At 45.3% G+C, this 22,503-nt stretch carries 22 protein-coding genes and 1 other annotated feature; of the genes, 14 read left to right on the top strand and 8 right to left on the bottom strand.

All coding sequences use genetic code 11. The annotated features are described in order from the left end of the window. Positions 1 to 94 precede the first annotated feature (94 nt). Positions 95 to 913: a flagellar motor protein MotP gene (gene motP, locus KI350_RS02800; RefSeq protein WP_020452604.1), complete on the top strand. Its 819-nt coding sequence runs from the start codon at positions 95 to 97 to the stop codon at positions 911 to 913. Next, positions 903 to 1,595 (top strand): flagellar motor protein MotS, encoded by a 693-nt coding sequence (gene motS, locus KI350_RS02795; protein ID WP_020452603.1) that lies wholly within the window; start codon positions 903 to 905, stop codon positions 1,593 to 1,595. The genes motP and motS overlap by 11 nt, the downstream gene beginning before the upstream one ends. Before the next feature lie 63 nt (positions 1,596 to 1,658). Here the strand turns inward: motS and KI350_RS02790 are convergent, their stop codons facing one another. Genes KI350_RS02790 through KI350_RS02780 form a run of 3 tightly spaced genes read right to left on the bottom strand, consistent with a single transcriptional unit; the run spans position 1,659 to position 4,114 of the window. Continuing rightward, positions 1,659 to 2,819, bottom strand: a complete 1,161-nt coding sequence (locus KI350_RS02790; RefSeq protein ID WP_026579066.1) for an acetoin utilization protein AcuC — start codon at positions 2,817 to 2,819, stop codon at positions 1,659 to 1,661. Next, the gene (locus tag KI350_RS02785) at positions 2,816 to 3,460 is read right to left on the bottom strand and encodes an acetoin utilization AcuB family protein (protein WP_020452601.1); all 645 of its coding nucleotides are present in this window, start codon (positions 3,458 to 3,460) and stop codon (positions 2,816 to 2,818) included. Before KI350_RS02785 ends, KI350_RS02790 begins: the two co-directional genes overlap by 4 nt. Before the next feature lie 21 nt (positions 3,461 to 3,481). Beyond that, a complete protein-coding gene (locus KI350_RS02780) occupies positions 3,482 to 4,114 on the bottom strand; it encodes a GNAT family N-acetyltransferase (protein WP_026579068.1) in 633 nt (210 codons plus the stop codon). 155 nt (positions 4,115 to 4,269) lie between these two features. On the opposite strand from KI350_RS02780, the gene acsA reads away from it, so the two are divergent. The 4 genes from acsA to KI350_RS02760 all read left to right on the top strand — a co-directional run bounded on the left by acsA (position 4,270) and on the right by KI350_RS02760 (position 9,041). Then, positions 4,270 to 5,988 carry an acetate--CoA ligase gene (gene acsA / locus KI350_RS02775; protein ID WP_026579069.1) on the top strand — a complete coding sequence of 573 codons (1,719 nt, stop codon included), beginning with the start codon at positions 4,270 to 4,272 and terminating at the stop codon, positions 5,986 to 5,988. A 53-nt stretch (positions 5,989 to 6,041) separates the two neighbouring features. Continuing rightward, positions 6,042 to 6,282 (top strand) — a binding site (T-box leader). A gap of 48 nt (positions 6,283 to 6,330) precedes the next feature. Next, positions 6,331 to 7,596 (top strand): tyrosine--tRNA ligase, encoded by a 1,266-nt coding sequence (gene tyrS / locus KI350_RS02770; RefSeq protein ID WP_023855507.1) that lies wholly within the window; start codon positions 6,331 to 6,333, stop codon positions 7,594 to 7,596. A 131-nt stretch (positions 7,597 to 7,727) separates the two neighbouring features. Continuing rightward, complete coding sequence (locus KI350_RS02765; protein ID WP_165395385.1) at positions 7,728 to 7,874, top strand: hypothetical protein; 147 nt, start codon at positions 7,728 to 7,730, stop codon at positions 7,872 to 7,874. Positions 7,875 to 8,603: 729 nt separating this feature from the next. Then, entirely contained in the window at positions 8,604 to 9,041 is a 438-nt protein-coding gene (locus KI350_RS02760; RefSeq protein WP_026579070.1) for a DUF805 domain-containing protein, read from the top strand. Between the two features lie 275 nt (positions 9,042 to 9,316). On the opposite strand, the gene KI350_RS02755 is transcribed toward KI350_RS02760, so the two are convergent. Further along, the gene (locus tag KI350_RS02755) at positions 9,317 to 9,547 is read right to left on the bottom strand and encodes a hypothetical protein (RefSeq protein ID WP_065643623.1); all 231 of its coding nucleotides are present in this window, start codon (positions 9,545 to 9,547) and stop codon (positions 9,317 to 9,319) included. A gap of 109 nt (positions 9,548 to 9,656) precedes the next feature. Here KI350_RS02755 and KI350_RS23160 point away from each other — a divergent pair, with 109 nt between their 5' ends. After that, on the top strand, positions 9,657 to 9,791 hold the full coding sequence (locus KI350_RS23160; RefSeq protein WP_261379622.1) for a hypothetical protein: 135 nt from the start codon (positions 9,657 to 9,659) through the stop codon (positions 9,789 to 9,791). Between the two features lie 52 nt (positions 9,792 to 9,843). Here KI350_RS23160 and rpsD read toward each other — a convergent pair whose 3' ends face one another. Then, the gene (gene rpsD / locus KI350_RS02750) at positions 9,844 to 10,446 is read right to left on the bottom strand and encodes a 30S ribosomal protein S4 (protein ID WP_020452596.1); all 603 of its coding nucleotides are present in this window, start codon (positions 10,444 to 10,446) and stop codon (positions 9,844 to 9,846) included. A 331-nt stretch (positions 10,447 to 10,777) separates the two neighbouring features. Here rpsD and KI350_RS02745 point away from each other — a divergent pair, with 331 nt between their 5' ends. Continuing rightward, entirely contained in the window at positions 10,778 to 12,478 is a 1,701-nt protein-coding gene (locus KI350_RS02745; RefSeq protein ID WP_065643624.1) for a sensor domain-containing diguanylate cyclase, read from the top strand. A gap of 13 nt (positions 12,479 to 12,491) precedes the next feature. On the opposite strand, the gene KI350_RS02740 is transcribed toward KI350_RS02745, so the two are convergent. After that, positions 12,492 to 12,986 carry a GAF domain-containing protein gene (locus KI350_RS02740; protein ID WP_065643625.1) on the bottom strand — a complete coding sequence of 165 codons (495 nt, stop codon included), beginning with the start codon at positions 12,984 to 12,986 and terminating at the stop codon, positions 12,492 to 12,494. Positions 12,987 to 13,115: 129 nt separating this feature from the next. Between KI350_RS02740 and refZ the strand changes: the two genes are divergently transcribed. Next, positions 13,116 to 13,754: a forespore capture DNA-binding protein RefZ gene (refZ, locus tag KI350_RS02735; protein ID WP_020452593.1), complete on the top strand. Its 639-nt coding sequence runs from the start codon at positions 13,116 to 13,118 to the stop codon at positions 13,752 to 13,754. Here refZ and hisJ read toward each other — a convergent pair. Continuing rightward, positions 13,747 to 14,559: a histidinol-phosphatase HisJ gene (gene hisJ, locus KI350_RS02730; RefSeq protein ID WP_212930428.1), complete on the bottom strand. Its 813-nt coding sequence runs from the start codon at positions 14,557 to 14,559 to the stop codon at positions 13,747 to 13,749. The genes refZ and hisJ overlap by 8 nt on opposite strands. A gap of 188 nt (positions 14,560 to 14,747) precedes the next feature. On the opposite strand from hisJ, the gene ezrA reads away from it, so the two are divergent. After that, entirely contained in the window at positions 14,748 to 16,442 is a 1,695-nt protein-coding gene (gene ezrA / locus KI350_RS02725) for a septation ring formation regulator EzrA (protein ID WP_003184408.1), read from the top strand. A gap of 102 nt (positions 16,443 to 16,544) precedes the next feature. Here ezrA and brnQ read toward each other — a convergent pair whose 3' ends face one another. Further along, the gene (gene brnQ, locus KI350_RS02720) at positions 16,545 to 17,882 is read right to left on the bottom strand and encodes a branched-chain amino acid transport system II carrier protein (RefSeq protein ID WP_003184402.1); all 1,338 of its coding nucleotides are present in this window, start codon (positions 17,880 to 17,882) and stop codon (positions 16,545 to 16,547) included. 193 nt (positions 17,883 to 18,075) lie between these two features. Here brnQ and KI350_RS02715 point away from each other — a divergent pair, with 193 nt between their 5' ends. From KI350_RS02715 to mbcS, 4 genes are all read left to right on the top strand, one after another. After that, on the top strand, positions 18,076 to 19,221 hold the full coding sequence (locus KI350_RS02715; RefSeq protein ID WP_003184401.1) for a cysteine desulfurase family protein: 1,146 nt from the start codon (positions 18,076 to 18,078) through the stop codon (positions 19,219 to 19,221). Between the two features lie 7 nt (positions 19,222 to 19,228). Next, entirely contained in the window at positions 19,229 to 20,434 is a 1,206-nt protein-coding gene (thiI, locus tag KI350_RS02710) for a tRNA uracil 4-sulfurtransferase ThiI (RefSeq protein WP_003184398.1), read from the top strand. A 111-nt stretch (positions 20,435 to 20,545) separates the two neighbouring features. Then, positions 20,546 to 20,758: an alpha/beta-type small acid-soluble spore protein gene (locus KI350_RS02705; RefSeq protein ID WP_003184396.1), complete on the top strand. Its 213-nt coding sequence runs from the start codon at positions 20,546 to 20,548 to the stop codon at positions 20,756 to 20,758. A gap of 133 nt (positions 20,759 to 20,891) precedes the next feature. Continuing rightward, complete coding sequence (gene mbcS, locus KI350_RS02700; RefSeq protein ID WP_031314684.1) at positions 20,892 to 22,490, top strand: acyl-CoA synthetase MbcS; 1,599 nt, start codon at positions 20,892 to 20,894, stop codon at positions 22,488 to 22,490. The last annotated feature ends 13 nt before the right edge of the window (positions 22,491 to 22,503 follow it).

The following is a 22,503-nucleotide window of genomic DNA, read 5'->3' as shown; positions in this document are numbered from 1 at the left end:
CATGATTAAATAAACGAGAAAGAAAGCAAGTGTTCACAGCTTTTTTCGTGAATTGCTTGCTTTCTTTTCCATGAGCTGGAGAGATTATGAAAAAATGAAACGATTTGATTATCTGACACCGGTCGGTTTGATTTTGGGTATTTTCATTTTAGTAATCGGCGTTGTCTCTGGAGCGGGGCTTTCCGGTTTTTATTCATTTATCGATTTGACGTCTTTCTTTATCGTGACGGGCGGATTGTGTGCAGCTGTTTTCATCAGCTTTTCCCCGAAAGATTTAAAAAGAGCGCCGGCTGTGCTGAAGCAGGTCTTTATTTCGGAAGAAGACGATGTACGCGACTTGGTCAAAACCTTTGTCAGCCTGTCTGAACAGGCGCGCAAACAAGGAATTTTATCATTGGACGCCAATATCAATGAAATGAAAGACCCGTTTTTGAAAAAAGGTCTGCTTCTTGCCATCGACGGATGGGACGAGGAGACGATCCGTAATGTGATGAACTCGGAAATCGCCGCGATGGAAGAAAGGCACAGAAAGGGAAGAAGAATCTTTGAAAAAGCGGGGGAATTTGCCCCTGCATGGGGAATGATCGGAACCCTTGTCGGACTCGTCATGATGCTCAAAAACCTGAACAAGCCGGAAACGCTCGGTCCGAATATGGCGATCGCCCTTTTGACGACGCTTTACGGATCCCTTTTAGCCAACATGCTGTTTATACCGATCGCCGCAAAGCTTGAAGAAAAGACGGAGAATGAAATCTTTAAGAAGCAGGTCATGATCGAAGGCATCATCGGCATCCAGTCGGGAAGAAATCCGCGAAATCTGGAAAGCCAGCTTGTCGTTTTCAGTTCAAAAGAAGAATGGGCAAAAAAGCGGGCGGATCATATAAAACAAAAGGACAGGGCTCATGAAGCTTAGACATGAACGAAGAAAGCGCGAGCAGGGTCGCAAATCGTCAAACTGGATCATCACGTTTTCGGATTTGATTACGCTCATCCTCGTGTTCTTTATTTTACTGTTTTCGATGTCGCAAATCGATTTAAACAAATTTAAAGCAGCAGTCGGTTCATTTCAAGACAGGGCCGACGGCAAATCTGCCGCAGAGCTGAAAAAAGAAAACGCGGACGATCAGAAGGCTGAAAAAACGGCAAAAAGCCAAGAAGATTTATTAAAGAAAATCAACGACTATATTGAAAAAAATGAACTGTCAAGTTTGATTGCGGCCAAGCGTGATGAACGGGGCATCATCCTCGTCCTTCAGGAAGCGGTTTTGTTTGATTCGGGAAAAGCGGATCTGAAAGACCAGGCTCACCCGCTTTTGCATAAAATCGCCGTCCTTCTCAAATCAGTGTCCAACCCGATCCGTGTGGAGGGGCATACGGACAGCCGCCCGATTTCGACTTACCGTTTTCCATCCAATTGGGAGCTTTCTGCGGCAAGGGCGAGCACTGTGATCGGCTACTTTACGTCGAAAGAAAAGCTCGACTCTTCACGTTTTCTTGCCATCGGTTATGCCGATACAAAACCGGTCAAGGACAACCGCACAGAGAGCCATATGAAGGAAAACAGGCGCGTTGAAATTGTCATCGCAAAAAAATAAATGAGAAGAAAGCAAGGTCTTGCATAAAAGCAAGGCCTTTTCTGTACGCTGGGATTTTTCGCATTAAGTGGCGCGCTTGGCAGAGCGAATCGGATAAAGAGCTTTGGCAACGGTTTGGGCGTTTTTTTCCGTTATTTCGGATTTTCTTGGAATCGGAGGATACAAATCTGCCGGGTCGGACCAGTTGGCAGGAAGTCGGACAGATGCCTGCTTCCCCCACTTTTTCAGCCATTTTTCAGGCATCTTATCCTCAGGTTTCATTCCTTTCATTTCAAGCCAGATTCTTGCCCATGCCCTCGGTACGACGCGCCAAATGTCGTACCCGCCTCCGCCGACAGCGATCCATCTTCCGTTGCAATAGGTGTGTGCAAGTTCGTGAGCGAGCTTTGGAATCTCTTCGTAAATCTTCATCGTCGTGCACAAGTGTGTCAGCGGATCGTAGTAATGCGCGTCAGCTCCGTTTTGCGACAAAATAACGTCCGGTTTGAAAAACTCGGCTATTTCAGAAACAGCCGTCCGGTAGGATTCAAGAAAAGACTCATCTTCTGTGAAGGCATCGAGCGGGATATTAAAAGCGTAGCCGTAGCCTTCGCCATGACCTCTTTCCTGTACTTGCCCCGTTCCCGGGAAAAGGTAGCGGCCGGTTTCATGAATCGAGACGGTACACACGGAAGGATCATCATAGAACGTAAACTGCACCCCGTCGCCGTGATGGGCGTCCGTATCAATATATAAAACCTTCGCATGATATTTTTTCTGCAAATATCGTATCACAACTGAACTGTCGTTATAGACGCAAAATCCTGAAGCTCTTCCTCTGAATCCGTGGTGAAGCCCGCCTCCGAGATTGAGGGCGTGTCTTGCTTTGCCCGTCATGACATAGTCTGCAGCTGTCAGTGTTCCGCCCACCAAAAGGGAGGCGGCTTCGTGCATCCCGGCAAAGACAGGGGTATCTTCTGTTCCAAGCCCGTAGTTTTCGCTTTCGGCTGCCGGGAGTTTTCCCGCCCCTGCAAGCTGGACGGCCTTGATATAATCGCCTGTGTGAACAAGGGCGAGCTCGGCTTCTGTCGCTATGCGCGGAGCAATCGTTTCTCCCGGTTCAAATGCGCCGACTGTATTCAAAAGATCGTATGTTACATAGACTCGCAGCTGATTAAACGGGTGATCTTGATGAAATTGATAGGTTTGGTAAGAGGGAGAAAAAATAAATACGCTGTCCTTCATGGCAAATCCCTTTGAACAGCCGGCCAAAGAACCTGATACCCTTTGGACTTCACGTCTTTGATGATAGAGGCGGGATTCATTGTTTGAACGCGAAACACGAGTATTTTCGAATCATCTTCATCACCGGGATATACGAGCACGCTCAATATGGCGATTTGGCGCCTGCTGAAAATGGCGCTGATATCAGCGAGGCTACGGGCGATATGATCGGTTTTGATTTCGATTTGGGAGCCTGGAAAATGGGCTCCTGTCAGCTGGACGAACGTATGCAGCAAATCGGATTTTGTCACAATGCCGACAAGCTTCCCGTTTTTTACGATCGGGAGGCAGCCGATTTCGTGTTCGAAAAAAATAGCTGATATTTCTTCGGCAAAATCAAGCGGGTGACCGGTGATCACTTCTTTTGACATAATCAGTTCCACCGGCTTTTTTAAATCTTCGTCAGATCTGTTTTGGGCAAAAATACTCGGACTTGCTGTTTTGACGTCCCTGTCCGTGACGATGCCTATGACCGTTCCCCGTTCATTGATGACGGGAAGGTGTTTAATATGAAATGTTCGCATGCGTTTGATCGCTTCTTCAATCGTATCCGTTCTGGAAAGTGTCACAACATCCCGTTTCATGATTTTTTCAACAATCATATTCAGGTCCCCTTTGCTCCCTTAATACATAAAACGATTGTGGAATCTGAGTCTGTCAAAACGCTCGATCGACTCCTGACTGACCTCTTTTCCGATGCGGGCCATTAAACAGTTGGCGGGATGGGAGCTGATTTCCGGATCGTCTGTCGCAAACCAGACAAGCCCTCCGGCATTCATCATTTTCTCCATCATCTTTCTGTATTCCCAAACATCTTTATTAGTCCCCTTTAGATCCCAATGCCAGTAATATTCAGTCGTGATGATGATATATTTTTCCATCTGCGGATCCATCATGCTGACCGCAAGCAGCGTCTTCCCGACAGAGTGACCTCTGAACGCCGGAATGACTTCGATGGCTCCAAGCTCAATTAAATTTTCCATGTTTCCTTCAGACCATCTTTCAAGCGGGTCTGGATAAACATATGTCACATAGCCGACAATGGTTTGCCGGAAACGGGCGATGATGATCCGTCCTTCGGGAAGCCCTGCGATTTCGATTAATGCTTCATGTTGTTTTTGAGATGGGCGAAAGGCTGTAAGCTCGTTGTGAAATTCATATTGTGCGAGTTTTTCGGGACTGATAGGGCCCTCTATCAGCACGGAGCCTTTCTCTGTCTGCAATTCTTTGGCATGATAAGTTTTGTGATGCTCCACGTATCCACCGCCTTACATCTTAGTTGAAGTCTTTTATACATAACATACCAAAATATTAAGCGTTTTCATAGGATGGAAGAGTATTTTTTAAAAATTGAGAAAATAAAAAATCTATACTATAATATATTTTGATGAGCGAACAAAGGGGGATGGGCATGGAATTGAAAGCGTTGCCAGCAGAAAAGGGAAACTACAACTTGAAAGACTATGATGAAGCATACCGGACATTTGACTGGAAGGATTCCGAAAAACATTTTTCATGGCACAAAACGGGAAAAATCAATGCAGCTTATGAAGCGATCGACCGCCACGCTGAGTCAAATTTGAAAAATAAAGTGGCATTTTACTACAAAGATCCGGTCCGCGAAGAAAAGTACACCTTCAGAGAGATGAAAAATGAAACGAATAAAGCCGGGAATGTCTTAAAGCAGCATGCCAATGTGGGAAAGGGAGACCGTGTGTTTGTTTTTATGCCGAGATCACCCGAGCTTTATTTTATTCTTCTCGGCGCTGTCAAATTGGGAGCGATCGTCGGGCCGTTGTTTGAAGCATTTATGGAAGGCGCTGTCAAAGACAGGCTTTTAAACAGCGGAGCGAAGGTTATCGTGACGACGCCGGAATTGCTTGAACGGGTGCCGGCCGGCGAACTTCCGGATCTTGAATCAATCATTGTCGTTGGAGAAGGCGTAAAGGAAGAAGGGGCTGTCATCGATTATTACGCGAAAGCGGCTGAAGCAGATACTGATCTTGAGATTGAATGGATGGATCAGGAAGACGGGATGCTGCTTCACTATACATCGGGTTCGACCGGCGCGCCAAAAGGGGTTCTCCACGTCCACAAAGCAATGATTCAGCATTATCAAACAGCCAAATGGGTTCTTGATCTGCACGACGATGACATTTATTGGTGCACGGCTGATCCAGGCTGGGTTACCGGAACGGTCTACGGGATCTTCGGTCCGTGGCTGAATGGAGCAACGAATGTTGTCGTAGGCGGCAGATTCAGTCCCGAAGCATGGTACGAAACGATTGAAAAAATGGAAGTGACGGTATGGTACAGCGCGCCAACGGCTTTTCGGATGCTGATGGGTGCTGGCGACGATCTCGTAAACAAATATAATCTGAGCTCATTACGGCATATTTTAAGCGTAGGGGAGCCGTTAAATCCTGAAGTCATCAGATGGGGGCATAAAGTCTTCAGCAACCGGATTCATGATACATGGTGGATGACCGAAACAGGAGCGCAGCTCATCTGCAATTACCCGTGCATGGAAATTAAACCGGGATCGATGGGCAAGCCGATTCCAGGCGTAGAGGCTGCAATCGTCGATCACCAGGGAAATGAACTGCCTCCTTACAGAATGGGAAATCTCGCCATTAAAAAAGGCTGGCCGTCGATGATGCATTCAATCTGGAACAATCCTGAAAAATACAGCTCCTATTTTATGCCGGGGGATTGGTATGTGTCAGGAGATTCCGCCTACATGGATGAAGACGGATACTTCTGGTTCCAGGGAAGGATCGACGATGTCATCATGACATCGGGCGAGCGCGTCGGCCCGTTTGAAGTCGAAAGCAAGCTTGTTGAACATCAAGCTGTCGCTGAAGCAGGCGTCATCGGTAAACCGGATCCCGTCCGCGGTGAAATTATTAAAGCATTTATCGCCTTGAGGGACGGTTATGAACCGTCAGATTCGTTAAAAGAAGAAATCAGGCAGTTCGTGAAACAAGGTTTGGCCGCACACGCCGCGCCAAGGGAAATCGAATTCAAGGATAAACTGCCGAAAACAAGAAGCGGAAAGATCATGAGACGCGTCCTGAAAGCTTGGGAGCTGAACCTTCCGGCAGGCGATCTCTCATCGATGGAAGACTGATGTCTCATTGACAATGCAAAAATATTATGTTAAAAAAGATTTAGTCGAATATTCAAAAGGTGAAGACTGAGATCAGTAAAACGCATCCTTCCCTGTCTTAGAGAGCTGATGGCCGGTGAAAATCAGCACATATGGATGGTTTGAATTACACTCACGAACCGCTTTTGCGAAAAAAGCCTCCCGGGCTTTGTGTAGCAGAAGAACGGAAGCTTTTCCGTTATCATTGAGAGTGAAAAGAGCGCGGCCATGCGTTCTTTTAAGCAGGGTGGTACCGCGATTTTTATCGTCCCTTCGTTTTTGCGAAGGGGCGTTTTATTTTTGGAAAAAAGGAGCTAAATGATGATGACACACTTACTTGATGATTTGTCCTTCAGGGGACTGATTCAGCAGCAAACCGATGAAGCAGGCTTGAGAGAACTGCTGGATAAAGAAAAAATCAGCTTATACTCCGGATTTGATCCGACAGCTGACAGTCTGCATATCGGACACCTGTTGCCGATTTTAATGCTTCGCCGCTTTCAGCTGGCCGGACATCGTCCGATTGCGCTCGTAGGCGGAGCGACGGGCCTGATCGGCGATCCGAGCGGAAAGAAAGCGGAGCGCACGCTGAACAATGAAGAAATCGTCCGCGAATGGTCGCAGAAAATCAAAAACCAGCTTTCGCGTTTCCTGGATTTTGAAGCTGAAAAAAATCCGGCGATTATGGCGAACAACTATGACTGGATCGGCAAAATGAACGTCATTGATTTCCTGCGCGATGTCGGCAAAAACTTTGGAATCAATTACATGCTTGCCAAAGATACGGTAAGCTCCAGAATCGAGACGGGCATATCTTATACTGAATTCAGCTACATGATCCTACAGTCTCTCGATTTCTTGAATTTGTACAGAAACCAGGAATGCAAGCTGCAGATCGGCGGAAGCGACCAGTGGGGCAATATCACGTCAGGCCTCGAGCTTATCCGCAAATCTGAAGAGAATGCAAAAGCTTTCGGATTGACGATTCCCCTTGTGACAAAAGCAGACGGCACGAAGTTCGGAAAAACGGAAGGCGGCGCGATCTGGCTTGATAAAGAGAAGACATCGGCATATGAGTTTTATCAGTTCTGGATCAATACCGACGACAGGGATGTCGTGAAATACTTAAAATACTTCACTTTCTTGTCCAAAGAAGAAATTGAAGATCTCGCTGAAAAAGCAGAGACGGCGCCTGAAAAACGCGAAGCGCAAAAGCGCCTCGCCGAAGAAGTGACCGTTCTTGTACACGGCCGTGAAGCGTTTGAGCAGGCTGTCAACATCTCAAAAGCACTCTTCAGCGGAGATATTAAACAGCTGACTGCTGAAGAAGTGAAGGTCGGCTTTAAAGGGGTTCCTTCCATGGAACTTGAGAAAGCGGATGAACTGCCTCTTGTTGAGGTGCTCGTCCAATCCAAGCTGTCTCCGTCTAAACGCCAGGCGCGCGAAGATATCACAAACGGCGCGGTATACGTTAACGGCGAGCGCCGCACCGATGTTGCGGACGTCCTCACCGGCGACGACCGCATCGAAGGACAGTTTACCGTCATTCGCCGCGGTAAAAAGAAATACTTCCTGCTGACTTATAAATAATCAAAAAGCTCTTGCCAAACGGCAAGGGTTTTTTTGTGTCCGTATGTTTCATGTATGTTCATTCAGGAAATGTCAAAAATATAGATGTAATAGGTAGAGCATTTTCATCGTTGAAGAGGGAGGAATGTAGCATGAACCTGTTCATTGCGGCGAAAGAAAAGTTTATGGAAGATTACAACAAGCAGCTGGAAACGGAACGAAAACAAGAGGCGCAGCAGTCAGCTGACGGATACAATCAATTGAATCAGACGGAAAATGCAGCAAAGTGGCTGAAGTAGAGGGTCTTTAGGGCCCCCTTGGTATGAAGGTGTCCGCGAAGAAATTTCCGCGCATCAGCCGGACATCATAGCCGTTAACGAAGGGTACAATCAATACTTTGAAGCCGGGTCTCCCGTCATCATGAAAGAAGATAGTGCTGGATCAAGCCGACCCATTGATTTCCAGACATATGCACGGGAAGAATTGAAGAGCTTCATACAGGAAAAAGGAATGTCCTCTCCTCTCGTATGCCTGTGCCGGATGATGGAATATATGACAGATTAAAGCCGTAAAAAACAGACAGTGAATTTCTGTCTGTTTTTTTGGCTTCTTCTTCGAGAACAAAGAACAATGCCTCCGGCGGGATTCGAACCCGCACTCCTCTCGTAAGCATAGGCTAGGGGAGAACACGCTTCCCTACGGACTTTCACCGACAGGAATTCCACCTGTCTCAGCTATTTGCTTTTCGGTGCTTCTGAAACCCTTGCCTTGCGACCCGTTCCTACAATGTTTTACGGCGCTCTTCCCTTCTAGAGCTACAGAGGCGAAATGGATGATTCATATTATACAGAAGCAATGGTGAAATGAGAACTGAAATTTTGAAAAGGCACAGCTCAAATTCCAATTAAAAAAATGTTCCTCTAAGATGACTTGGGAGCATCCTTCAAGTAAATGGTTGATAATGATATTTTATGGTATAATTCATATGTTTTTCGCAAATTTATAGATTTGACAATGGAGGAACTTGTATGAAGTGGTTTTGGAAAGGCTTGAGGAATTATGCGAATTTTGAAGGGAGAGCAAGACGAAAGGAATATTGGTTGTTTCATTTGTTTAACGGTATCATATGTTTTATTTTATTTATCTTAACAGTAATGATCGTAAGTTTATTTATTTCAGGAATCATGACAGCGGAAGGATATGATGGATATCAAGTAGGATATATCATCGGGTATGGCGGTGGATTCCTCGGGTACGTCCTGATCTTAATTTATCAGTTGGCTGTTTTGGTGCCTTCTTTGGCTGTCAATGTCCGCAGGCTGCATGATACCGGAAGAAGCGGCTGGTGGATTTTAATTGGCTTGTTGCCGATTATCGGTGCTGTCATTCTGCTGATTTTTTACTGTCAGGCTGGCGAAACAAAAGAAAATCAATATGGACCAGATCCAAAAGTAAATGTATCGTAAATTGCACCCCAATTGTTAGACAATCATCTGGCGATTGGGGTTTTTTATAGTCTGAAGAAGACCGAAGGGGAACGACTGTTAACTTGATTTTTAATGAGAGATGCCCGTATTTCCGAAGATTGTTTGGCATATCAATTTCAGTGACGATTCAAGATGGTTTTGAGATACCGGAGACAGTCAAATGGGCGAGGCTAAAACAAAAGCAGTCACTGAAGTTCATGCCCCTCGTATCGCGGGACGGATCTTAGCCCTCATCGAAGCCTTCCGGGAGTTTTTTATAAATAAATCGCACACCATCCCGCTAACACCCCCATTACAAAGCAGTCGTTGCTGTCCATTTTCTTACCGTGTTTAACAAAGACATTCAAAGCCCAATTCAGTTTAGTGCCATCTTCAGTCTTTGCAACCCATTTTTTGCTGATATTGTAGTACATGACTTTGAAAATGGCGAATGCAGCTAAACAGAACAAGTAGAACAAGAGAAACTTACCAAAAAACATAAGCATTTGTTGGTCACTCCTCCGTTTTCATTCTTTAACCAACGATTTGATTTTACCGAATATATGCATAAGAGAAAAGGAGACGTTTGTCATATCTTGCTTGTGAGGAGGTATCTTGCAAGAAAAATCATCTATTAAAAACCCGACGCTTATGAGCTGGGTCCGTTTTATTCCCGGCTTATCAACAGCCCGCAATCTCCCCGAATCAACGGGGGAAGAAGAATACAACAAAAAACCCTGGAATCGCTGATATATCAACAATTCCAGGGTTTTTGCCAATGCTCTTTAAAGAGCATTTTCTATTAACGAGAGTAGAACTCAACGATCAATGCTTCGTTGATCTCAGCAGGAAGCTCAGAACGCTCTGGAAGGCGAGTTAGTGAACCTTCAAGCTTTTCAGCGTCAAAAGTCAGGTATTCAGGAACGAAGTTGTTCACTTCAACCGCTTCTTTAACTGCAGAAAGGTTTTGAGATTTTTCACGAAGTGAAATCGTTTGGCCAGGTTTAACTTGGTAAGACGGAATGTCAACGCGGCTTCCGTCAACAAGAATGTGACCGTGGTTTACCAATTGGCGTGCTTGGCGGCGAGTGCGCGCTAGGCCAAGACGGTAAACGATGTTGTCAAGACGTGCTTCAAGAAGAATCATGAAGTTTTCACCGTGTTTACCAGCCATTTTCGCAGCTTTGTCAAAAAGGTTGCGGAATTGGCGTTCGTTCACACCGTACATATGGCGAAGCTTTTGCTTTTCTTGCAATTGCAAACCATATTCTGATAGTTTTTTACGCTGTCCCGGACCGTGAGGACCTGGTGCGTAAGGACGTTTTTCTAATTCTTTACCCGTACCGCTCAAAGAGATGCCTAAACGGCGGGATAATTTCCAGCTTGGACCTGTATAGCGAGCCATAATGTGACTCCTCCTTTGGTTTTATTTTTGTGAAAATAAAACCCATCTGTTCAATTCAGCCATGTCCATTTTGTTTTCATGTATCCTCGCTCCAGCAGCAAAGAGTTACACGATACACCTTAATAGATAAGGAACAAAATGAAACACAGAAGCAGAACAAAAAGGCTGCATTATTTCACACAAAGAAGATTATATAATGTCCGCTGTGCAAAGTCAACCATTCATGGACTGTCCCAAAGAGTCTGAATCATTAATAAGTATAAAGTCCTGTTTTTTATGATATAATCAGGAAAATAAAATACATAAAACGGATTTTTTTAAGGTGATGACCATGAACAAACAAACTGAAGACCTATATCTGTCTTTTCATCAGAAGCTGTTCCAATTTCTTTTAAAAAAGCCGGCCGTCTCGTACGATGACTCTGTTGCCTGGCTAAAAGCGGCAGCAGAGTCATTTTTTTCGTTTATATCTCTTACATTGCGTCCTTCTTCAAGTCCGCAGGGAGCGAACGGCCAAAGCGGCCAGATCAGCCGAGTTAATGATTATTATATCATTATAACAATAGAAGAAAACAGCAAATATATAGAACTTTTGTGTCAAAAGAATCATAAAGTACCAGAACGTCTTGCTGAATCCATCCTCCTGTTTTTAATGCATTGTCTGAAACTTGATGCATTATTTCATGAGGAGCTCAATAAAACAAAGATTTATGAAAAGACGGCGCTGCTGCATGAGCTGATGGATCAGGAGCAGGTGCTCAAGACAATGGTTGAAAGTTTGAGGGGTGTTTTTCCTTTTTTGGCATATTGTCTTTTCTTGTCATACGACGAGGACCAATACATCAGCCTTCCTGCGATAGAGTTAGATGTGCAAAGCGAATCGACCGATTCTTTCGCCTTAGAGGCATACTTATCAGGACAGGCGAAGAGCAAAAATGAATCGGAAGTTTACATTCCGATTAAAGGCCGGCAGGGAACGTATGGCGTTTTGAAGGCTTTTGGACCAGGGGCTGCCGATACGGCAGCGGATATATGCATTATTTCGAATGCGGCAGGGAAAGCATTTGAAAATTCCCGGCTTTACGAACAGTCGCAGAATATGATTTCAAATTTGGAGCTGATTAATGAAACATCGCATCAGCTGAACCGGACGAAACGCCTCCCTGATATGATGAAGAGTTTGTCCGAAAGGCTGATCAGTTCATTTGGCGCCGAAGAGGTGGGCTTTTTTTATAAAAATCATTTGGACGAGGAAACCCTGCTGCCGGGAAGCACCAGTTTTTTTCAGACGGATGCGGCCCTTCCATATATCCGCTATGTTAAAGAAAAGATTTCAGAGGAAAACGGGGTATTTGTCGGAAACGGTTCTTCGTTTTTTGGAAATGACGGTTATGCTTCATTAATGGGCGTTCCGATGCTGGAGAATAATGAAAACAAAGGATTTGTCATCGTATTGAAAAAAAACGTCTGCTCTTTTTCATTTGAAATGTTTAAGCTGTTTCAGACGCTGATCAGGCATTCCACGCTCGCCGTGTCGAATTTGATGCTGCGCGACCGGCTGAAGTATCTTGTTCAAACAGACCGTTTGACAGAGCTTTACTCGAGAAGCTATTTCGATGAAAAAATCGGGTACAGTATGAAAGCGGATGAGAGCGGCGTACTCGTATTGATTGATATCGATGATTTTAAACAGATTAACGATACGTACGGCCATCAGAAAGGCGATGATATTCTCATTCAAGTCGCCAGGGTGATCCAGCGAAACATCCGCGACCAGGACGTCGCAGCAAGGTGGGGAGGAGAAGAGCTTGCGGTATACTTGCCGAAAGCAGGGCTGAACACCGGTAAAATGCTTGCTGAGAGGCTGATTACGCTTGTCAGGGAATGCACTGATCCAAAGGTGACGATTTCGTGCGGGGTATCCAATTGGTCTCAAGATCGTCCGAAATCTTTAACCTGCCTTTTTAAAGAGGCGGATGTCGCGCTGTACAATGCAAAGCGAAACGGGAAAAACAGGTTTATGACACATTAAAAAAGAGCCGGATTTACCGGCTCTTTTCGCTTAAACGCTCTCCAAGCATCTCTGTGAACTTTTTCAAATAATACTCATCTGTTTCATCGAAGCGGTTTTTAATCGGGCTGTCGATATCGAGCACCCCGATGATGTTCCCGTCAACTTCAAGCGGAACTACGATTTCGGATTGGGATGCCGCATCACACGCAATGTGTCCGGGGAACGCGTTCACATCTTCAACGCGCTCGATCCGGCCGTTTGTATAAGCGGTGCCGCAGACGCCTTTCCCGAACGGGATTCTTACGCATGCAGGAAGTCCCTGGAACGGCCCGAGCACAAGCTCGCCGTCTTTGGCAAAATAAAAACCCGCCCAGTTGATGTCTTCCAATGATTGATATAAAAGAGCGGAGGCGTTTGCTGTATTGGCGATCATATCAGGTTCGCCTTCTGTCAGCGCATCGATCTGTTTGAGGAGAAGCTCGTATTTTTTTTCTTTGCTGCCTTCTGTTTTTTCGACATGAAACATGATAATTTCCCTCGCTTTTTCTTTGAAATGGCAAAAACACGCTTGCCGTGATGCTATTTGTCGAGCACTTTTTACAGGAACAATTCCGCTTGAAGTGGAATTGTTTTAAGTAAGAAGGGGTGAAACAAGATGGGATCAAACGCTATTTCAACCACGAAGGACAGGATCATCGAATCTGCCGTGGAGCTGTTCAACCAAAAAGGTTTTTCAGGAACATCCGTCCGCGAAATTGCCCGAGCAGCCAATGTCAATGTCGCCCACATCTCCTATTATTTTAATGGAAAAGGCGGTTTAATGGAGCATTTGATATCCCGTTTTTATGAAGGCTATTTAAGAGTCCTTGAAAAGGGTTATGAACGCCTTCCGGATGCAGGTGCAACGGATTGCCTTCTTCAATTGGTTTTTGATATTCTATCGTATCAGCATGAGCACCGTCAATTAACTCGGTTTGTTTATCGCGAAGTCACGATTGATTCCACACTGAATCGCGAAGTGATGTCGACATATTTAACAAAAGAAAAGTACATTCTCCACCTGATCATTGAAAAGGGAAATGAGGACAATGAATTTTCCCGTTTTCCCCTTTCCCATTTTATGATTCAGCTGAAGTCGCTTTTAATGATGCCTTATCTGCAGCCTCAATATATTTCAGAAGTGCTGTATGTACAGCCGCACGAGCCGTACTTTTATCAGGCGTATTACAAGGAAGTCAAAACATGGCTTCTCAGTCTGTTGTACAGAGAAGGTCGGCAAGCCGCCGTTATTTAGCCAAGCGGCTCTCAAAATGTTCGTAACCAAATCCGGCATCCTCTGCTTGGTGGGCATCAGACCCAAAGACAAGCGGGATGTTTTTTTGTTCCGCTTCTTTTATCATCCATTCTTCCATATAGACGTCGCCTGCATAAGGCTTGCGGAGGCCGGACGTATTAAAGTCAAGTTCGTATCCGCGCTTTGCGGCTTCATCCAAACAGGAGGAGACCGATTTTCTGACGCTTTCTGACATCGTATACGGAAACAGCTTCACAAATTTTTTCGCAAGCGTGATGTGGCCGATTCGTTTTGGCTTAAATGCTCCCAACGGTGATACAATGGAAGAATAGATTTCGTCATAATAGGCGAGATAAACCTGCTCTGTGCTGCCGTAGCAGTCGATCAGCTGCTGAAACGCTTTTTCATCGTAGTCAAGACAGATGTATGAAGATCCAGCCGGCAAAAAATGAACGGACAGGATGCTGTCGTCAAGATGTGTGCCGTACTGATCGAGAAAAGCTTTCGTTTCATGTTCAAAGGCGCGGATATAATCGACTTCAAGACCGATCAAAATGTCAAGCTGTCCTCTGTATTCTTCCTTCAGTTCGGTCAGCCGTTCAATATAGCGGCCCAGCTGGGAGATCGGCATGGCGCTGTCTTTCTCCGGAGTCGGATCAATAAATGAAGGCGGAAGCGGCGCGTGCTCAGTAAAGGATACGGATTGGAAGCCTTTTTTGCACAATTCTTCTATATAATATCTGAATTCGTCTTTTGATCCGTGCGGACAAAAGGGAGAATGAACATGACCGTCTCGTTTCAGCATGATGTCACCCCGTAAAAAAATAGTCAGATGTTGTCACTTTGATGTAAAAAAATTAAAAATTCTGCTCAAAAAATGTTGGTTACATGGTATCATAAGAACAATGAAAACGATAGTTTAACTTCATTTTTACATAACAATTTCAAATATCATACCCTGACAGAACAAGATAAACAGCAAGGGGGCTCATTATGGAGTTTGTCATTGGCTTACTGGCGTTATTTTTAATCTTATTCGCTACGGGCTACTTATTCAGAAAAAATATATATAAAGAGATCGACCGTTTAGAAGCTTGGAAAATCGAAATCATGAACCGTTCGATTGTGGAAGAGATGTCAAAAATCAAGCATCTGAAAATGACGGGGCAGACTGAGGAATTCTTTGAAAGATGGCGCCGGGAATGGGATGAAATCGTCACCTCGCATATGCCCAAAGTCGAAGAGCTTCTGTTTGAAGCCGAGGATTGCGCCGACAAATACCGTTTTCAAAAATCGAAACAGGTGCTCGCGCATATTGAGAATCTTTTATCAGCGGCTGAGTCCAACATTGAAGACATCTTAAAGGAAATCGCCGATCTTGTCTCAAGCGAAGAGCAGAACCGCAAAGAAATCGAAGAGGTAAAAGAACGTTATACAAAAGTGCGGAAAAACCTTTTGGCATACAGCCACCTGTACGGAGACCTCTATGCGAAAATTGAAGCCGACCTCGATACCGTGTGGGAAGGCATTAAACAGTTTGAAGAGGAAACAGAAGGCGGAAATTACATAGAAGCCAGAAAGGTGCTGCTTGCCCAAGACCGTTTGCTTGAAGAGCTTCAATCATACATAGACGATGTGCCGAAACTGCTTGCCAGCTGCAAGCAGACAGTTCCGCAGGAAATCGCAAAATTGAAAGCCGGCTATCAGGAAATGATCGATAAAGGGTATAAGCTCGATCATATTCAAGTGGAGAAGGAGCTCGAAAACCTTTTGAAAGAATTGAAGCGCGCTGAAGATGCGCTTTTGGACGAGCTTGATTTAGAGGAAGCCGCCGCAATCGTGCAGATCATTGATGAAACGATCCAGACGCTGTATAACCAGCTCGAGCATGAAGTCGAAGCAGGGCAGGAAATTTTGGGCAAAGTGCCTGAGCTTGCCGCTGCATTGGAAAAGCTTGAAGCCTCCAAAAAGGATACCGAAGCTGAAACCGAGCTCGTCAAGAAAGGCTACAGACTGACTACCGGCGAACTGGAGAAGCAGCAGTCATATGAAAAGCGCCTTGAAATGATCGAAAAGCAGTTCGAACAAGTGAGAGAAAGGCTTGATCAGAAACATGTCGCCTACTCGCTGTTAAAAGAAGAGCTTGCCGATATCGAAAAGCAGATGGAAGCCGCGCAACGGGAGCATGACGAATACAGAGACATGCTGCAAATGCTGAGAAAAGAAGAGCTTCAGGCAAGAGAGCTTCTCAAGCAATTGAAGCAGACAATCAAGGATACGGCGCGCAGCCTGGAGAAAAGCAATGTTCCAGGCATCCCGGAGGCCATAACCGAAAAGATCCGACAGTCGCAGACGACTGTGCAGAAAGTGACAGAACAGTTGAATGAGCTGCCGCTGAACATGGATGCGGTGAACGAACGTCTTCAAGAGGCGGAACAGCTTGTCACGGAAGTGAAAACAAAGACGGACGAACTGGTTGAACTGGTTTTGCTGATCGAACGCATCATTCAATATGGCAACCGCTTCAGAAGCCAGGACCGTATCCTTTCCGAACAGCTGAAAGAAGCAGAAAACTGTTTTTACGCATATCAGTATGAAGAGGCTTACGACATAGCCGCCAGAGCGGTGGAAAAAGCGTCGCCTGGAGCAGTGGCCCGGCTTGAAGCGGACGCGAAGCAGCCTGAATAAAGCAAAAACCCGGCATGTAAAGATGTGTGCCGGGTTTTTTGTCTAAAGAAATGAAAGATAAAAAAACAGCCCTGTTTTAAACAGAGCTGTTTTTTGCAAAGGTCAGCTGACGTTCTTTAATTTGTCCTCCGGCAAAGCGATAAAAAATGTCACAATGTAACCGATCACTGCGCCGATAACAGCCGGAACGACCCAGCCGACACCCATGCTGAACAGCGGGATGTTCGCTTTTAAGATATCGTTAACCGGCCCCAGCGGGATTTTCGCCGCGTTTAATCCGTCGATGATGCTCAGAATTCCTGTCGGGATAAGGGCGCCGATATAGACCTCGCGCCGTTCATTAAACAGCTTATCAATGAATGAGAGCAAAACGACGACGATCGCAAGCGGATAAATCGCAGACAGAATCGGTACTGAAAACGAGATGATTTCTGTCAGTCCGAAATTGGCAATCACAAGGCTGAAAAGCGTCACAATGATGACAACTGCTTTGTAAGAGAGCTTCGGAATCAGATTTGAAAAATACTCTCCGCAAGAAGAAACAAGTCCTACGCTTGTCGTCAGGCAGGCGAACAAGATCGCGATGCCGAGCACGGCATTTCCAAGCGAGCCGAACAAATATGCGGAAGCTTTGGACAATATTTCGCCGCCGTTGTCGAGCGAACCGACGGTTTCAACGCTTGTCGCCCCTAAATAAGCGAGTGAAACGTAAACGAGTCCGAGACCGACTGCAGCGACTATCCCCGCTTTGATGCATGAAGCGGCGATTGACTTTGGATTTGTGACTCCGCGGTCTTTAATTGCCGTAATGACGACAATTCCAAAAACAATTGAAGCGATCGCATCCATCGTTTTATACCCTTCTAAAAATCCGACAAACAGCGGTGCGGATTGGTAAGCCTCTGTCACAGACCCGATGCTGCCCATCGGGGTGATAAACGCTTTGATGACTAAGATTGCGATTACAGTCAATAATATCGGTGTTAAAATTTTACCGATGCGGTCAACAAGCTTGCTTGGGTTTAACGCCAAGAAATAAGTGATCCCGAAAAAGATCAGGGTAAAGATGAACAGATAAAGACTTGACGAATGTTTTCCTAAAAACGGCTCAACCGCTATGACGTATGAAACGTTTCCCGTCCTCGGAATGGCAAATAAAGGTCCGATCGTTAAATAAATGCTGACGATTAATATCGTGCCGAAGACCGGGTGGGCTTTGTCAGCTAGGCCTTTTGCACTCCCTTTTAAAGCAACCGCGATGACGCCGAGCAGAGGAAGACCAACGCCCGTCAGCAAGAATCCGATGATAGCCGGCCAAATATTCTCTCCGGCAGCTTGACCAAGCTGGGGAGGAAAAATCATATTTCCCGCTCCGAAAAAGAGGGCGAACAGCATAAGCCCAATCGCCGTCGTTTCCTTAGCGGATAGTGAAGTTTTCATTAAAAAGAACCTCCTGGCATTTTGTTTAAATTTTCTGTCAATTTATTTTCGTGATATAATATGACAAAAGTCCAAAGACTATTATATTTTAAAAATCAGAGAAGTCAAACATTTATTTTTAATTTTCAATTACAAGTTGATATGATAACATATACAGTCATGAAAAAGAACGTTCATTTTAAAGGAGTAGATCATGATTTATCTTGATAATAGTTCAACAACAAAACCATATCCTGAATTATTACAAATTTATGAACAAGTAAATCAGCGCTTCTTCGGCAACCCGTCGTCTCTGCACCGCCACGGCGTTGAAGCGGATCAATTGCTTTCTGAAGCGCGGAAACAGATTAAATCGGCGCTTTCGCTAAAAAATCATGATATCGTGTTTACGTCCGGCGCTTCAGAAGCCAATAACATGGCGCTTAAAGGCATTGCTTTGGCACATGCGCAAAAAGGAAAGCATATCATTGCTTCCTCCATTGAACACCCGTCTGTGACGGAATCCTTGGAGCAGCTGAAGACGGCCTTCGGCTTTGAGGTTACATATCTTCCTGTCGACGGCCATGGCTTTGTTTCTCTTGAAGACTTGAAACAAGCGCTCCGCAAAGACACGATTCTTGTAAGCATCATGCACGTCAACAATGAAACAGGCGTCATCCAGCCTCTGGAAGAAATCGGGAAAATCGTAAAAGAAAACACAAGGGCATACTTTCACGTTGATCATGTTCAGGGCATCAACAAGGTTCCGCTGGACATCTCCGGGGCAGCCATTGACCTTTGTACAATCTCGGGTCACAAATTTCACGGCTTAAAGGGAACAGGAGCCCTCATTCTAAACGAACGGATCTCGCTTTTTCCTTTGATTTCCGGAGGAGAACAGCAGAACAACAGGCGTGCTGGAACTGAAAATACCGCCGGCGCCGTTACACTTGCAAAAGCGATCAATTTGTCAAAACAGGATTATAACCATTATATAGAAGAAATAAAGGCGGCAAAATCAGCTTTTATCAAGGAGCTAAAAGAGCTGAAAGGTGTTATATTAAATACGCCGGAAGAAAACAGCGCGCCGCATATCATCAATTTTTCCGTTCCGGGATTGAAGGCTGAGGTCCTTTTGCATATGCTAGAGGAGCGGGATATTTTCGTATCGACGACATCAGCATGCTCTTCAAAACAGCATAAGCCGAGCAAGGTGCTTTTAGAAATGGGAAAAGGTGAAGGTGCGGCCTCAAGCAGCATCAGAATCAGCATGACGTACCGGGATAATCATGAGATTGTCGGCCCGTTTATGACGGCCTTAAAAGAAAGTTTACACAAACTAAAAGGAATTATGAGGTAGAGGCACAATGAATGAGGACTACATTTTAATCAGATTTGGCGAAATTTCAACAAAAGGAAAGAATAGAAAGCTTTTTGTCGATCGCCTGAAAAGAAATATCAAAATGGTCTTGCGCGATTTCCGCAACGTCCGTTATGAATCAACACGCGACAGAATGACTCTCGTATTAAACGGAGAAGACGCTGAAGCTGTAATGGCTCGTCTGAAACACGTTTTCGGCATCCAATCGTTCAGTCTTGCCGTGAAGTGCCGGACAGATCTGGAAAGCATTAAAGAGACGGCGCTCGCTTCTGTTCAAGAACAATACAAGCCCGGGGATACCTTTAAAGTATCGACGAAAAGGGCTTATAAGCAGTTTGAATTAAATACAAATGAGATGAATGCCGAGATCGGAGGACACATTTTGCGCAACACCGACGATCTTACCGTTGACGTCCACTCCCCGGACATCCATTTGCGTATCGAAATTCGGGAAGATGCCACGTATTTGACATTCCGGGATGAAAAAGGTGCGGGCGGACTGCCGGTCGGAAGCGGAGGAAAAGCGATGCTTATGATATCCGGCGGAATCGACAGCCCTGTTGCCGGGTTCTATGCCATGAAGCGCGGACTTGAGATCGAAGCCGTTCACTTTTTCAGCCCGCCATATACAAGCGAGCGGGCCAAGCAAAAAGTGATCGATCTTACTAAGCGGCTTACGGCTTTTGGCGGAGACATCAAGCTTCATATCGTTCCGTTTACAAAAACTCAAGAGCTCATTCAAAAGCAGATTCCCGAGAACTATTCCATGACGGCGACCAGAAGGCTGATGCTCCAGATCGCCGACAAACTGCGCGAACGCCATAACGCGCTTGCGATCTTTACAGGGGAAAGCCTCGGCCAGGTGGCAAGCCAGACGCTTGAAAGCATGTATGCCATCAACGCGGTCACGAGCACGCCGGTTTTGCGCCCTTTAATCGGCATGGATAAGACGGAAATCATCGAAAAAGCGAAGGAAATCGATACGTACGATATCAGCATACGTCCGTACGAAGACTGCTGCACGATCTTTACGCCTTCTGCGCCGAAAACGCGTCCGAAAAAAGAGAAAATCGAACACTTTGAAAGCTACACAGATTTCGAACCGCTTATCAACGAAGCTGTGGAAAACACGGAAACGATTGTTTTGAGCAGCAAAGCGGAAACGAAAGATCAATTTGCGGATTTTTTCTAAAGGAATATTCAATCAAACATCTTTGTCTGTTTTTGCATACAATTACCAAACATTCTTTGTATGAAGTCATGTGTTTTTACACAATCTATACTCACAAGGAGGTGAGAACACATGGCTCAAAACAACAGACAAAGCAGTTCTAACCAACTATTGGTTCCTGGTGCTGCTCAAGCTATCGACCAAATGAAATTCGAAATCGCTTCTGAATTTGGCGTTAACCTTGGAGCAGAAACTACTTCTCGTGCAAACGGTTCAGTTGGAGGAGAAATCACTAAGCGTTTAGTTTCTTTCGCTCAACAGCAAATGGGTGGAACACAACAATAATTAAAATTAAAAAGCAATGGATAATGGGTGGGGTTTAATCCCCACTCTTTTTTATGTTCTGCAAAATAGGCATTTCGGAATACAATTGTATGAAAGGATTATGTATAATAAAAAGATGGCACAAGACAAGGAGATGGAAGGGTTGAGAAGAGAAGATTTGATTGCGCCGGAGAAGTATAATGCGGTTGATGAAATTGAAAAATTTAAATCTTCCCGTGATAAAACCGCTTTGATCTGGGAAGATGAATCAGGGCGTCAAGTGTCATGGTCCTATGAAAAATTGATTGAAAAGGCTTACAAAATCGGCAGCATATTGACCCGTTCTGGACTGAAAAAAGGTGACAAGCTTATCGTGATGATGCCGCGGATACCGGAAACGTATGCCGTGTACATGGCCATTTTAAAAGCTGGAATGGTGGTCATCCCATGTTCCGAAATGCTTCGGGCGAAAGACTTGGATTACAGGATCAAGCATGCAGGCGTCAAAGGAGCCGTCGTATATTCAGCATTTCTTGATGCTTTTCTAGATGTTCGTTCAAAAGAGGCACTGTCGTTATTTGCCGTCGGAGAAAGCAGCGAAGGGTGGATCAATCTGCTCGAAAAAATGAATCAGGCCATTGCAGCGGATTTTCAAGCGGCGGATACCTCTCGCGATGACATCGCATTTTTATCTTACACATCCGGCACGACCGGTCAGCCAAAAGGGGTTGTACATACACACGGCTGGGCTTATGCTCACTTAAGAACGACAGCTTCCGCATGGCTTGACATTTCGGAAGGGGATCTCGTCTGGGCGACAGCAGGGCCGGGCTGGCAAAAATGGGTATGGAGCCCGTTTTTAGCAGTGCTCGGTAGCGGTGCAACCGGCTTTATCTATCATGGAAAATTCACGCCGGAAACGTATTTGCGGCTGATTGAGCGCCATCAAGTCAATGTGCTGTGCTGTACGCCGACAGAGTACCGGTTCATGGCGAAAGTCAATGATTTGTCCCGATTTGACCTGTCTTCTCTGCACAGCGCTGTTTCGGCCGGAGAGCCGTTGAACAGGGAAGTCATCGATACATTTAAAAAGCATTTTCATATTGCTGTGCGGGACGGATACGGACAAACGGAGAGCACGCTGTTGGTGGGGATTTTAAAAGGTATGAAAATCAAGCCTGGAAGCATGGGAAAACCGACGCCTGGAAACTTGGTTGATATTATTGACGGGAATGGAAAGAGCTGTCCCCCGGGCGAAACAGGCGATATTGCCGTTCACTTAAGCACGCCGGCTCTTTTTAAAGAATATTACAAAGATCAAGAACGAACGCTCCGACAAAGAAGAGGGGATTACTTTATAACAGGGGATAAGGCGCGAAAGGATGAAGACGGCTATTTTTGGTTTGAAAGCCGCAATGACGATGTGATCATCAGCTCAGGATATACAATCGGCCCGTTTGAAGTTGAAGATGCGCTGATCAAGCATCCTGAGGTCAAAGAATGTGCTGTTGTGGCAAGCCCTGATGAAATCAGGGGATCGATCGTGAAAGCATACGTTGTCTTAAAGGACCCATCCCGCGGAAATGAACACCTGACAAAGGAATTACAAGACCATGTAAAAGCCATGACGGCCCCTTATAAATACCCCCGGGAGATAGAATTCATCGAAGAACTGCCGAAAACGCCTTCGGCGAAAATCAAGCGCTTTGAACTAAGACAACGGGAAATCGCACTTAAAACGAAAGCTGAATAACCACACAAAGAGG

This window comes from Bacillus sp. J41TS8, from assembly GCF_018333035.1.
In the GTDB taxonomy this organism is placed as follows: Bacteria; Bacillota; Bacilli; order Bacillales; family Bacillaceae; genus Bacillus; species Bacillus paralicheniformis.
This window is presented reverse-complemented; position numbering and strand designations above follow the sequence as displayed.